The 12,769-nt window shown below is 56.7% G+C and carries 11 protein-coding genes; all 11 read right to left on the bottom strand.

Annotated features, from left to right (window positions below):
- Positions 1–145 precede the first annotated feature (145 nt).
- Entirely contained in the window at positions 146–1,693 is a 1,548-nt protein-coding gene (emrB, locus tag ENTMO_RS0118795) for a multidrug efflux MFS transporter permease subunit EmrB (RefSeq protein ID WP_010434373.1), read from the bottom strand.
- Positions 1,694–1,709: 16 nt separating this feature from the next.
- Positions 1,710–2,882 (bottom strand): multidrug efflux MFS transporter periplasmic adaptor subunit EmrA, encoded by a 1,173-nt coding sequence (gene emrA, locus ENTMO_RS0118790; RefSeq protein ID WP_010434370.1) that lies wholly within the window; start codon positions 2,880–2,882, stop codon positions 1,710–1,712.
- A gap of 128 nt (positions 2,883–3,010) precedes the next feature.
- On the bottom strand, positions 3,011–3,541 hold the full coding sequence (mprA, locus tag ENTMO_RS0118785; RefSeq protein WP_010434367.1) for a transcriptional repressor MprA: 531 nt from the start codon (positions 3,539–3,541) through the stop codon (positions 3,011–3,013).
- Positions 3,542–3,855: 314 nt separating this feature from the next.
- Positions 3,856–5,040 (bottom strand): MFS transporter, encoded by a 1,185-nt coding sequence (locus tag ENTMO_RS0118780; RefSeq protein WP_010434364.1) that lies wholly within the window; start codon positions 5,038–5,040, stop codon positions 3,856–3,858.
- Between the two features lie 187 nt (positions 5,041–5,227).
- Positions 5,228–6,223: a glycine betaine/L-proline ABC transporter substrate-binding protein ProX gene (gene proX / locus ENTMO_RS0118775; protein WP_010434360.1), complete on the bottom strand. Its 996-nt coding sequence runs from the start codon at positions 6,221–6,223 to the stop codon at positions 5,228–5,230.
- Between the two features lie 9 nt (positions 6,224–6,232).
- Complete coding sequence (gene proW / locus ENTMO_RS0118770; RefSeq protein WP_010434358.1) at positions 6,233–7,303, bottom strand: glycine betaine/L-proline ABC transporter permease ProW; 1,071 nt, start codon at positions 7,301–7,303, stop codon at positions 6,233–6,235.
- Entirely contained in the window at positions 7,296–8,498 is a 1,203-nt protein-coding gene (proV, locus tag ENTMO_RS0118765) for a glycine betaine/L-proline ABC transporter ATP-binding protein ProV (RefSeq protein ID WP_010434355.1), read from the bottom strand. The genes proW and proV overlap by 8 nt, the downstream gene beginning before the upstream one ends.
- Before the next feature lie 333 nt (positions 8,499–8,831).
- On the bottom strand, positions 8,832–9,791 hold the full coding sequence (gene nrdF, locus ENTMO_RS0118760) for a class 1b ribonucleoside-diphosphate reductase subunit beta (protein WP_010434352.1): 960 nt from the start codon (positions 9,789–9,791) through the stop codon (positions 8,832–8,834).
- 9 nt (positions 9,792–9,800) lie between these two features.
- A complete protein-coding gene (gene nrdE / locus ENTMO_RS0118755; protein WP_029485174.1) occupies positions 9,801–11,945 on the bottom strand; it encodes a class 1b ribonucleoside-diphosphate reductase subunit alpha in 2,145 nt (714 codons plus the stop codon).
- Positions 11,918–12,328: a class Ib ribonucleoside-diphosphate reductase assembly flavoprotein NrdI gene (gene nrdI / locus ENTMO_RS0118750; protein ID WP_010434344.1), complete on the bottom strand. Its 411-nt coding sequence runs from the start codon at positions 12,326–12,328 to the stop codon at positions 11,918–11,920. Before nrdI ends, nrdE begins: the two co-directional genes overlap by 28 nt.
- Entirely contained in the window at positions 12,325–12,564 is a 240-nt protein-coding gene (nrdH, locus tag ENTMO_RS0118745) for a glutaredoxin-like protein NrdH (protein WP_010434342.1), read from the bottom strand. Before nrdH ends, nrdI begins: the two co-directional genes overlap by 4 nt.
- Between the last annotated feature and the right edge of the window lie 205 nt (positions 12,565–12,769).

Below are 12,769 nucleotides of genomic sequence, written 5' to 3'. Positions count from 1 at the left end.
TTTATCGAAACTGACAATTGCTGTCGCGTACTGGACAGCCGGGGCGGTTGCCCGGTGGCGCTACGCTTACCGGGCCTACGAATGATGGCCCGGTTATCGTAGGCCGGGTAAGGCGTAGCCGCAACCCGGCATCCTGCGCACAGGACTAGTGCGCACCGCCGCCGCCGCTACCGGCGCCAAACGGGGGTTTAGCAAACCACACCAGCCCCAGCAGGACGATAAAGATCCCCGCTGATATCCAGAAAATCTCGTTTGCCGAGATAATCAGCCCCTGGTTGGTGATCTGCTGAGCAATCCAGCCGGACGCCTGTTGCTCCGTCATCCCCATTCCCTCCAGCTGGCTATACATCTGCTGAGCATTCGGGTTGAACGGGTTCACTGCTTCGGTCAACTGCGCATGGTGCAATGATTCCCGGTTGGTCCACAGCGTCGTGGTGATCGACGTCCCGATGGAGCCCGCCAGCGTTCGGGTAAAGTTCGACAGGCTCGATGCCGCCGCCATGCGCTCAGGCGGTAAGCCGGAAAGCGTAATGGTGGTCAGTGGCATAAAGAAGCATGCCACGGCAAAGCCCTGAATAAACTGCGGCCACGCGGACGCGCCAAAGTCCATTCCCGGTTCGAACGTATACGCGCGCCAGTAGAAGCAGACGGCGTACATGATGAAGCTGAACGTCACCAGCCTGCGCATGTCGAGCTTATGGGCGAAACGACCAATAATCGGCGACAGCAGAACCGGTATTAACCCCACAGGCGCAGAGGCCAGCCCCGCCCAGGTCGCGGTATAGCCGTATACCTCCTGCAATAGCTGCGGCAGCAGAACGATCGCGCCGAAGTAGAGCATGTAGGCGAGGCTGATACACAGACAGCCGATGGTGAAGTTTCGCGACTTAAACAGCGACAGGTCGACTATCGGGTTGTCGTCCGTCAGTTCCCACACAATCAGGAAGCTGATAGCGACCACGGCAACGACCGTGAGGACGATGATTTCCGACGAGGCAAACCAGTCCAGCTCTTTACCCCGGTCGAGCATGATCTGCAGGCTACCAATGCCGACGACCAGCAACGCCAGCCCCACGCCATCAATTCGCCGCTGCTCGGTACGCGTTTCGCGACCGCGCAGAGACTGCAGGGTCATGAACACGACCAGCGCACCAATCGGTACGTTGATAAAGAAGATCCAGCCCCAGTGGTAGTTATCGCTGATGTAGCCACCGAGAATCGGTCCGCAAATCGGCGCGACAATTACGGTCATTGACCACAGCGCCAGCGCAATGGAGCGTTTGGCGGGCGGGTAGTTGTTCAGCAGTAAACTCTGCGACAGCGGAATCAACGGCCCTGCCACAATCCCCTGAATGACGCGGAAGAAAATCAGCATCGTCAGGCTGTTGGACATGCCGCACGCCCAGGAGGCGAGAACGAACAATACCGTTGACCACAGGAACAGCTTCACTGCGCCGGCGCGCTTCGCCAGCCAGCCGGTGATGGGAATGGAGATGGCGTTTGCCACCCCGAACGAGGTAATGACCCAGGTTCCCTGGCTCAGCGATGAGCCAAGGTTCCCGGCGATAGTAGGGATCGCCACGTTTGCGATGGTGGAGTCCAGCACCTGCATGAATGTCGCCAGAGACAGCGCAATGGTCATAATGACCAGCTGCGCGCCTTCCAGCGGTTTTTGCGGCTTTTGCTGTTGCATAACGCTCACCTTCGGATTAACCGGCGTTTGCCTTCACGATGTCATCGATCAGCTTGTTGACCGGATCGAGGCTAATTTCACGGGCGTTACTTTCATAAGCCGGGCTGCTGCGCACCTGGCTTGCGAGGATCTGACCGTCGCGGTTGGCGGTGTCGACCGTCACCAGCGTGGAAAGACCGATACGCAGCGGGTGATCCGCCAGCTGTTTGGCATCCAGCTCGATACGCACCGGCAGACGCTGAACCACTTTGATCCAGTTACCGGTGGCGTTCTGCGCAGGCAGCAGGGAGAAGGCGCTGCCGGTCCCCATGTCCAGGCCGACCACTTTACCGGTGTACTTCACGTCATCGCCGTAGATGTCACTGATAACGGTCGCCGTCTGGCCGATACGCATATGTGCAAGCTGCGTCTCTTTGAAGTTCGCATCCACCCACAGATTGTTCGCGGGAACGACCGCCATCAGTGGCGTCGTGGTGCCAATCTGCGCGCCTGGCTGCACGGAACGACGGGAGACGTAGCCGGTCATCGGGCTGACGATTTTGGTACGCTGCAGGGCAAGCCATGCGTTACGCACTTCGGTCGCCGCCTGCTTAACGGCTGGCTGGTTTTCCAGACTGGTGCCCAGCACCATCGCCTGGTTCGCGTTGTACTGTTGGATCGCCACGTCCAGCTGAGCCTGCGCGCTGGCAACGGCGTCGCGGGCGTGCTGCAGCTCTTCACGGCCAATCAGGTTGGCGGTGCCGAGAGGAACACGACGATTGAGGTCGCTCTGCGCCTGCGCCAGTGCGGTTTTCTGCACGTCGATGCTGGCCTGAAGCTGTTTGCTGTTGATCATCAGCTGGCGAGTTTGACGGACGCTGGAGGCCAGCTCTGTCTGTGCTTTTTCGAATGCCTGTTGGGCGTCGGTCGGATCGAGCGTGACCAGCACATCCCCTTTTTGCACAAAGTCGGTATTGTCAGCCCAGACTTTCGTCACGCTGCCCGACACCTGCGCCATAATTTGAACCTGGTTCCCTGCCACGTATGCATCGTCAGTCTCTTCAGCATGACGCAATACTAAAAACCAATAGATCCCATATGCCACGGCAATAATAATAAAGAGCAAGGTCAACAGAAGAAGGGCGTTCTTACGTTTGCCTTTCTTGTTGGCCGGTTGCTGCGGGTTGGTATTCTCCGCATTTGCGCTCATTGTTGTTCTCCACGATCTTCTTATTTTCACATCGGCTGAGCCGACCTGTTGTCAGAAAGGCCAGCAGTTTGACGTGCTGGCCTGTCAGTTTTCTTTTTTAAATCAGGATATTCGAGCGTGTCGTCGCGTTAGCGCAGCGCCTCAAGGATGGCGCCGTCTTCATCCATCTGGTCCAGGCGGGTGAGCAGCTTGCGAGTGATGTGCTCAAGCTGGTCTCGCTCGGCGGTGCTGAGGACAGACCAGAGTTTGTGCAGGCAATTGTGCTGAGGTGGCAGCACCTCACGCAGGAATTCGTGACCTTTATCGGTCAGTTGCAGGTGCAGACAGCGGCGGTCGTTGTCGCTTTCACGGCGCTCAATCCAGCCGCGTTTTTCCAGTTCATCAGCGATACGGGTCGCATTGGTACGGGATGAACCCAGCGCGCAGCTCAGCTCAGACGGCTGAATGCTGTGGTTTTCCTGAGACTGCAGCGTAATTAACGCCATAAACAACGTCTCGTTAATCCCTTGAGCGTTCAGCATTTTATTACGGTTTTCCAGCAACTTACCCTGCATGTGCATGCACAGGCGAGTCAGCAGGATTTCCTGATAAGGGAAGTCCTCATGACGACTGGCGCGGAATTTAAGCATTTGTTCAATGGGCGTAAACGAACTATCCATTTTGGGCATAACCTCATTAATTACAGCCGATATAGTAACGACAGTGACAAATAATGTAAATCAATTATTTGTGCGGTTATATCCGCCAAACGTATGTCACCATCAGAAAGCGCCGGGTAAGTCCGTGACCCGGTGAGCACAGAAAGCGTAGGGTATGAACCCGTTGAAGAGGGGAGGTGAGGATGGGGGGCTGAGCTATTCATGCGTATACTAAATATGTCACCCACATTAAAATTTCTGGAATAAATAATTGCGTTAACATTAACAGATGCAGGCCCCCTTTACACCCCAGGAGGCCTAAAGCAGTGTAAATCTTAGTGAATTGCTTCCTGGCGGTGATAGCCACGCCACCAGACCAGCAGATTCAGCACCGCCATGATGGCGCCGATGGCGCACACGCCTGTCCAGCCCGCATGCTGCCATGCGGAAGCAGAAATCAACGAACCTGCAGCACCACCGATAAAGTAGCTGGTCATGTATCCGGCCGTGAGGCGGTTTCGCGCTTCTGGCTTCACGCGGTAAATGACGGTCTGGTTGGTGATATGCACGCCCTGGACGGTCAGGTCGAGCACCAGAATACCGACGATCAGCGCCAGCACGGAGACGTGCCCGTACCAGATAGCCGCCCAGGAGAGCAGAAGTAAAACCAGCCCGGCAGTCGTGGTCATGTGCGATTTGCCTTTGTCAGCCAGCCCACCCGCCGGTCGTGCGCCCAGCGCGCCCGCCGCACCGGCCAGACCAAACAGACCAATCACCCCTTCGGAATAGTTAAACGGCGGTGCGGCCAACAAAAAGGCCATCGACGTCCAGAGAATGCTGAAGTTGGCGAAGGTGAAACACCCCAGCAGAGCGCGGGTGCGCAGCAGTTTATCGTGCGTGAACAGGCTGAACACGGAGGCCAGAAGCTGAGGGTAGTTAAGATGGTTCTCTTGCTTCACTTTCGGCAGCCCGCGCCACAGCGCCAGTGCCATCACTACCATCAACACGCTCGCCACCCAGTAAACGGTGCGCCAGCCGCCGAGGCTAGCCAGCAGCCCGGCGACGGTTCGCGCCAGTAAAATCCCCAGCAGCAGGCCGCTCATGATGGTGCCTACCACTTTGCCGCGCTTTTCCGGTGAAGCGAGCGTTGCCGCCAGCGGCACCAGAATTTGCGCCACCACGGAAAACAGTCCCGTAAGGGCGGTACCGATAATCATCATCGTCAGCGACTGGCTGCTGGCGGTGATCAACATCCCACCGGCCGCCAGCAGGGTCATGGAGACGATCAGCATCCGGCGTTCAAACATATCGCCGAGCGGCACCAGGAACAGCAGCCCGGCGGCATAGCCAAGCTGGGCGGCAGTGACGATAAAGCCTGCGGAGCTGGCTGAGAGATTGAACGCGCGGGCGATGGTGTCGAGAAGAGGCTGCGCGTAGTAGTTGCTGGCGACTGCCAGACCCGTTGCCACGGACATTAAAAGGATGAGTGCGGGGCTAAGCCCCTGAGTTGTTTTTGTCATTAGTTTCAGGAATCGTTAGTTGAGTGATTATATTTCCGGAAACCATAATAACCAATGATGGTGAATGTTGGGGGATTGTTATGTGTGTGTTTGTGCGGTTTAACCCCTCACCCTAACCCTCTCCCGAAGGGAGAGGGAACGCTAACACCCTCTCCCTTCGGGAGAGGCTGGGGTGAGGGAAAATGTTTTACTTCTGCGCGTCAAGCGCCTCTTTCACCCAGCCGTCAAACTGCTGCTGGTGGGCTTTGATCCAACCGTCCACGTGGCCTTTCACATCCGCTTCTGACGATTTACCCGCATGCATCATGGCGTTCTGGGCATTGATGTCCGCCAGCGGCAGCTTCATCACCGAGAACAGCTTCGCCGCCGCCGGGTTTTTCTCTGCCCAGGCTTTGTTGGCGACGATATGCATGGTGTTCACCGGGAAGCCGTAGTTCATGCCGTTCGGCAGCCTGGTGTCGATATCTTTCTGCTCGCCCGGCAGGGAGGAGAACGGCACCTGCAGCCACACCACGTCTTTACCTGGCTTCAGCACGTCGCTCACCCAGTACGGCGTCCAGGTGTAGTAGATCACCGGTTTACCCTCTTTGAAGCGGGCAATGGTGTCGGCCATCATCGCGGAGTAGTTACCGTGGCTCACGTCGACGGTTTTCGCCAGATCGAAGGCTTTGTTCTGGTGGTTAATCACCGCTTCACAGCCCCAGCCCGGCGAGCAGCCCATCATGTCGGCTTTACCGTCACCGTTGGTGTCGAACAGTTTGGCGATCTTCGGATCTTTCAGCTGTTCAATATTGGTGATGTGGTACTGATCGGCGGTTTTCTTGTCGATCAGATACCCTTGCGCCGCGCCCGTGACGAAGGTGCCTTCGCGGTAGAACTTCTTGTCGCCACCGGCGGCGGCATACATGTCGTCGTGCAGCGGTTGCCAGTTCACCGCGGTGAAGGTGGCGTCACCGGAGGCAATCGAGGTGTAGCCCACGTTGTAATCCACTTCACTCGGCGTGTTGACCGTGTAGCCCAGCTTCTCCAGCGCGCGGCTGACGATCTGCGTCTGGAAGCTCTCTTCCGAAATGGTGCTCTGCACCGGCTGTACGGTAATGCCTTTGCCAGGCAGCTCAGCCGCAAACGTGCTGGTGGAGACAAGGGTGGCAAACGCTGTGGCAAAAAGGACGTTATGTCGCATCGTTGTTCCTTATTTTGACTTCGTGAAAGGGCGGGTGAGTAACCCGACGGGGCCGGTGGTATACCAGCGACGGTTGCCGCGACTGCGTGAATCACGACCGACGGCCTGAGTCAGGCGGTCAAGAATAATGGCGAGGATCACGATGCCGACGCCGCCGACGGTAGCCAGCCCCATGTCGAGACGGCCAATACCGCGCAGCACCATCTGGCCCAGTCCGCCAACGGCGATCATCGAGGCGATCACCACCATCGACAGGGCCAGCATCAGCGTCTGGTTAACGCCCGCCATGATGGTCGGCATCGCCAGCGGAAGCTGAACTTTGAACAGCATCTGACGCGGGCTGGCGCCGAAGGAACGTGAGGCTTCGATCAGATCCGCTGGCACCTGGTTAATCCCCAGAATGGTCAGACGGATAATCGGCGGCAGGGCGAAGATAATGGTCACCACTACCCCCGGCACGTTGCCGATGCCGAACAGCATCACGATCGGCACCAGATAGACGAACGCCGGCGTGGTCTGCATCGCATCCAGCAGCGGACGAATAATCTTCGCGGCCCGCGGGCTGCGCGCCAGCCAGATCCCCATCGGTAAGCCGATGACAACGCAGAAGAGCAGGGCGGTCAGCACCAGTGCCAGGGTGATCATCGCCTGCGGCCACGCGCCAATCGCGCCAATGGCAATCAGCGAGATCAGCGTGGCGACCCCCATGCCCGCGCTACCGAACTGCCAGGCGATCAGGGAGAACAGGATAATCGCCACCGGTGCTGGCATGCCCAGCATCAGCTGCTGGAAGCCGTTCAGGATGTAATCCACCGGGACGCGGATCCCCTGGAAGACCGGACGGAAGTGGGTGACCACCCAGTCGATCCCCTCCGTAACCCAGCTGTCCAGCGGGATCAGCGTTTTGTGGAACGGATCCATAATGTTGAAGTGTTCTGGCGCAGGCGCGGGCGCGCTGTTCAGCCAGTCTGCCGCACCGCCGCCATCGGTCGGCGCTGGCGTGGAACCCCACGCGTCGGCAGATTGTGCAGCGCTGTCCGCTGCTTCAGTGGTACCCCACGGGTTAGATTGATCAGCCATTGTTTGCCCCCTCGCGATCTAAAGCCTGCAGCAGCATCCGTTTTGAGATGATGCCGACGTACTGTTGTTCCTCACTAACGACCGGTACGGCGCATGGCGCCTGACCCACGTGAGAGAGCAACTCGCTGAGCGGCGTTTCTGCGTCCACGGCGAGCGGAGCGTCAATTAACGCCGCATCGATCCCCTGGTTCTCAGTGAGAGCCGTTTTCAGGGAGTCGATGGAGACAACGCCGACAAATTTATTGCCGCGTTCAACCAGATAACCGTATTCACGGTCTTCATCCTGCAGCAGCTTCAGCGCCGAGCGCGGGCCAAAGCCTGGCGTTTTACGGATAATGCCGTTCGGAGTTCGACGGGCAATATCTTTGGCGCTAAACACCTGGCTAATATCCACGCCGCGGAAGAAGGTGCGGACATAATCATTCGCCGGATTATTGAGAATTTCATCCGGTGTTCCCACCTGCACGACTTCACCGTTTTGCATAATGGCAATACGGTCGCCAATACGCATGGCTTCATCGAGGTCGTGGGAAATAAAGACAATGGTACGTTGATGTTTAGCCTGTAATTTTACCAGCTCATCCTGCATCTCGGTGCGAATTAACGGATCGAGCGCCGAGAAGGCTTCATCCATTAATAATATGTCTGGATTAATGGCTAACGCGCGGGCTAATCCTACACGCTGACGCATACCGCCGGAAAGTTCATCCGGATACGCGTGGGCATAATTTTCCAGCCCGACCTGACGCAGTGCATCAAGGGCTTTTTCATGCCGTTCCTGAGCGGGCGTACCGGCTAATTCCATACCGAAGGCGGCATTATCCAGCACCGTCAAATGCGGCATCAGCGCGAATGACTGAAACACCATCGCAATCTTCTTTCTGCGCACCTCGCGAAGCTCTGCGTCTGATATTCTGGCGATATCCACGCCGTCAATCAGCACCTGCCCGCGGGTGGGTTCAATCAGGCGATTGAGAAGGCGAACCATAGTGGATTTACCCGAACCGGATAACCCCATGATGACAAAAATCTCGCCTTCTTCAATGGCCAGACTGGCGTTTTTCACGCCAAGCGATAGCCCGGTTTTTTCCAGAATTTGCTCTTTCGAAAGGCCTTTCTCAATATATTTGAATGCGCGCTGCGGATGCTCGCCAAATACTTTATAAAGATTTTTCACTTCTAATTTAATTGCCATGCAATAGAGAGTGTCCTGTTATTAGTTTATGTCGATATGATTACCATGGTAAATTGTTAACGGGCATAACCCTAACATACTGAGAATCTGAGACAACCCTGAGGTGGTCTGAAGTCAGAATTTTGACGCAAGCGAAACGGCTGAATTTCCCATGAGTAAAGGGCTGAGGGCTTTTTGAATTTTTCTCAATTTTTTGCTGCTGCATCGGGAAATTTCGCCTGAATCGGTATGATTCAGGCGAATATGACGGGGGAATTACAGTGTAGTGCCTGGTGAAATATTGGTATGGAAATAATGAGATTTATATTTAATTAATGAACGTTAATTCATACATTAAAAATCCCAGTCCTCATCTTCCGTCTCCACCGCTTTGCCCATCACGTAAGACGAGCCAGACCCGGAGAAGAAGTCGTGGTTTTCGTCGGCGTTAGGCGACAGCGCTGCCAGAATCGCCGGGTTCACTTCCGCCATTTCCGGCGGGAACAATGCCTCGTAGCCCAGGTTCATCAGCGCTTTGTTGGCGTTGTAGCAGAGGAACGCCTTCACGTCGTCCTCCCAGCCCGTTCCTGCGTACAGCTCTTCGGTATAGCTCAACTCGTTGTCGTACAGATCCATCAGCAAATCGAGGGCAAAACCGTTGAGTTCCTCGCGTTTCTCCGGACTGACTTTCTCCAGTCCTTTCTGATACTTATAGCCGATGTAATACCCGTGCACCGCTTCATCACGAATGATGAGGCGGATCAGGTCGGCGGTGTTGGTGAGCTTGCCCCGGCTCGACCAGTACATCGGCAGCCAGAAGCCGGAATAGAAGAGGAAGGATTCCAGGAACACGCTGGCGATCTTCTTCTTCAGCGGCTCGTCGGCGCGGTAATACTCCAGCACCAGCTCCGCCTTGCGCTGCAATGACGCGCTCTCTTCGCTCCAGGTATAGGCCGCGTCCACGTCTTTGGTCTGGCACAGGGTGGAGAAAATCGAGCTGTAGGAGCGGGCATGTACCGCTTCCATAAAACTGATGTTCGACATCACCGCCTCCTCGTGCGGCGTCAGCGCGTCGCTCATCAGCGCTGGCGCACCGACGGTATTCTGAATGGTGTCCAGCAGCGTCAGGCCGGTAAAGACGCGGATCGTCAGCTGCTGCTCGGCGTGGCTCAGCGTTTGCCAGGCCGGAATATCGTTCGAAAGCGGCACCTTTTCCGGCAGCCAGAAGTTGCTGGTCAGGCGGTTCCATACCTCCAGGTCTTTATCGTCCTGGATTTTGTTCCAGTTAACGGCACTCACGCGTGACAGTTTCATCCTTTCTCCTTACAGCGCGCAGGACACGCAGCCTTCGATTTCGGTGCCTTCCAGCGCAAGCTGGCGCAGGCGAATGTAGTAGAGCGTTTTGATGCCTTTCTTCCAGGCATAGATCTGCGCCCTGTTGATATCCCGCGTGGTGGCGGTATCCGGGAAGAAGAGCGTCAGCGACAGCCCCTGATCCACGTGCTTCGTCGCCTCGGCGTAGGTATCGATGATTTTTTCCGGGCCGATCTCATACGCGTCCTGATAGAGCGCCAGGTTCTCGTTGGTCATAAACGGGGCAGGGTAGTAAACGCGCCCCGTTTTGCCTTCTTTACGAATTTCAATTTTCGACACGATGGGATGAATGCTCGACGTGGCATGGTTGATGGAGGAAATCGATCCGGTCGGCGGCACCGCCTGCAGGTTCTGGTTATAAATGCCGTAGCGCATCACCTCGTCACGCAGCTGCTGCCACATCTCGCGCGTCGGCAGAACGATCCCCGCGCGGACAAAAAGCTCGCGCACTTTTTCGGTTTTCGGCTGCCAGTCGCCTTCAAGGTACTGGCTGAAATACTCTCCGCTCGCGTAGCGCGACTGCTCAAAGCCCGCGAAGCGCTGGTCGCGCTCGCGCGCCAGCATCATCGAGGTGTGCAGCGCGTGCCAGGTGACGGTGTAGAAATAGAGGTTGGTGAAATCCAGCCCCTCCGGACTGCCGTAGTCGATGCCTTCCCGCGCCAGATACCCGTGCAGGTTCATCTGCCCCAGGCCGATGGCGTGGGACGCGGCGTTGCCCGCTTCAATAGACGGCACGCTGCGGATGTGGCTCATGTCGGACACCGCCGTCAGCCCACGAATGGCGGTCTCCACCGTGCGGCCAAGGTCTGGGGAATCCATGGTGTGGGCAATATTCAGCGAGCCGAGGTTGCAGGAGATATCTTTCCCGATGTCCGCGTAGTCCAGGTTTTCGTCGTAGGTGGAGGCGCTGTTGACCTGCAAAATCTCCGAGCACAGGTTGCTCATGTTGATGCGCCCGGCAATCGGGTTCGCGCGGTTCACCGTGTCCTCGTACATGATGTAGGGATAGCCGGACTCAAACTGGATCTCCGCCAGCGTCTGGAAGAAATCGCGGGCGTTGATGTACTTTTTACGGATGCGTTCGTCGGCCACCAGCTCGTCGTAGAGGTCGTTTATTGCCACGTCGCCAAAGGCTTTGCCGTGAATACGCTCAATGTCATAGGGCGAGAAGAGCGCCATCTCGGCATTCTCTTTGGCGAGCCGGAAAGTGATATCCGGGATAGTCACGCCGAGCGACAGGGTTTTGATGCGGATTTTTTCGTCGGCGTTTTCGCGCTTGGTATCCAGAAAGCGCAGAATATCAGGGTGGTGCGCATGCAGGTAAACCGCACCCGCGCCCTGACGCGCGCCGAGCTGGTTGGCATAGGAGAAGGCATCTTCCAGCATCTTCATTACCGGGATAACCCCGGAGGACTGGTTTTCAATGCGCTTGATTGGCGCGCCCGCTTCGCGCAGGTTCGAGAGCAGAAACGCCACGCCGCCGCCGCGTTTAGAGAGCTGCAGCGCCGAGTTCACCGCTCGGCCAATCGACTCCATATTGTCTTCGATGCGCAGCAGGAAACAGGAGACCAGCTCGCCGCGCTGGGCCTTGCCGCAGTTGAGGAAGGTCGGTGTGGCGGGCTGGAAGCGGCCGGAGAGGATCTCCTCCATCAAGCGTTCAGCCTGCGCTTCATCCCCTTGCGCCAGGGTTAACGCCACCATCACGGTGCGATCTTCAAAGCTCTCTAAGTAGCGTTTGCCGTCAAAGGTCTTCAGGGTATAGCTGGTGTAGTACTTCCACGCGCCAAGAAACGTCTGGAAACGAAAACCGCTGGCATGCGCGCGTTCAAACAGCTTCACCACAAAGGTGCGGTCATAGCGGGTCAGCACGCGTTCTTCGTAGTAGCCTTCTTTAACCAGATAGTCGAGACGCTCATGCTGGCTGCCAAACGTCACCGTGTTAGGCCGAACGTGGGCGGCAAAAAAGGCGTCCACCGCATCATGGTCTTTACCAAACTGGATGCGCCCCTCGCGGTCATAGAGGTTGAGCATCGCATTTAATGCGTGGTAATCAGGCGTTGCCTGCATTACGCGTTCTGCGGTTGTCGTTGCCAAAATTCGTTCACTCCTTTACGCACGTTTTCTACGTCCTGCTGTGTCCCCATCAGTTCGAAGCGATAGAGATACGGCACGCCGCATTTTTGAGAGATGACATCCCCGGCGCGGCCAAAGGCATCGCCGAAATTGCGATTACCCGCCGCAATAACGCCGCGGATCAGTGCCCGGTTATGGGGATCGTTGAGAAAGCGGATCACCTGACGGGGAACCGCCCCCGCCGTACCCCCGCCGCCATAGCTGGGCACCACCAGAATGTAAGGTTCGTCTGCCCGAATTCGCTCCCGCTCGTTAAGCGGGATGCGGATCGCAGGCAGCCCGAGGCGCTCGATAAAGCGGAGTGTGTTTTCCGAGCTGCTGGAGAAGAAAACCAGCCCACTCATGCACGGGCGGCCTGAGCGGCGAGGCGGTTGATCATGTCCGGGCGAAAGCCAGACCAGCTGGTCTCTCCGGCAACGACCACCGGAAGCTGCCGGAAACCTTGCGCGCGCAGGGTATCGGCGGCATCGGGCACCAGGTCGATATTTACCATCTCAAACGCGACGCCGCGGCTCTCCATTGCACGTTTGGTTGCGTGGCACTGAACACAATCGTTACGAGTGTAAATAATAATGCTCATGATTCGTATTTCCATTTAGAATAAGAAAACGGCGCGATTGAACGCGTCAGGTTGTGTCTCTGTTGCTAAAGGAATACTAGATGTAGTTGTGATAATTATCAACCATACAAGATATGGGAAATTTAGATTGATAATGCCCGTGTGATGAGCACAACGGGGCAGGGCGTGCTGTACGGGTTTTACAGGCGTTCGGACAAAGAAAAGC

Origin of the sequence: Enterobacter mori LMG 25706, from assembly GCF_000211415.1 — a bacterium.
In the GTDB taxonomy this organism is placed as follows: domain Bacteria; phylum Pseudomonadota; class Gammaproteobacteria; order Enterobacterales; family Enterobacteriaceae; genus Enterobacter; species Enterobacter mori.
The sequence above is the reverse complement of the archived record's forward strand: the minus strand, read 5'-3'. Positions and strand labels throughout refer to the sequence as shown.

Bases quoted from the DNA above. Each gene is read 5' to 3' on its own strand.
- emrB (WP_010434373.1), bottom strand. From the start codon at position 1,693: ATGCAACAGCAAAAGCCGCAAAAACCGCTGGAAGGCGCGCAGCTGGTC.
- emrA (WP_010434370.1), bottom strand. From the start codon at position 2,882: ATGAGCGCAAATGCGGAGAATACCAACCCGCAGCAACCGGCCAACAAG.
- mprA (WP_010434367.1), bottom strand. From the start codon at position 3,541: ATGGATAGTTCGTTTACGCCCATTGAACAAATGCTTAAATTCCGCGCC.
- ENTMO_RS0118780 (WP_010434364.1), bottom strand. From the start codon at position 5,040: ATGACAAAAACAACTCAGGGGCTTAGCCCCGCACTCATCCTTTTAATG.
- proX (WP_010434360.1), bottom strand. From the start codon at position 6,223: ATGCGACATAACGTCCTTTTTGCCACAGCGTTTGCCACCCTTGTCTCC.
- proW (WP_010434358.1), bottom strand. From the start codon at position 7,303: ATGGCTGATCAATCTAACCCGTGGGGTACCACTGAAGCAGCGGACAGC.
- proV (WP_010434355.1), bottom strand. From the start codon at position 8,498: ATGGCAATTAAATTAGAAGTGAAAAATCTTTATAAAGTATTTGGCGAG.
- nrdF (WP_010434352.1), bottom strand. From the start codon at position 9,791: ATGAAACTGTCACGCGTGAGTGCCGTTAACTGGAACAAAATCCAGGAC.
- nrdI (WP_010434344.1), bottom strand. From the start codon at position 12,328: ATGAGTGGGCTGGTTTTCTTCTCCAGCAGCTCGGAAAACACACTCCGC.
- nrdH (WP_010434342.1), bottom strand. From the start codon at position 12,564: ATGAGCATTATTATTTACACTCGTAACGATTGTGTTCAGTGCCACGCA.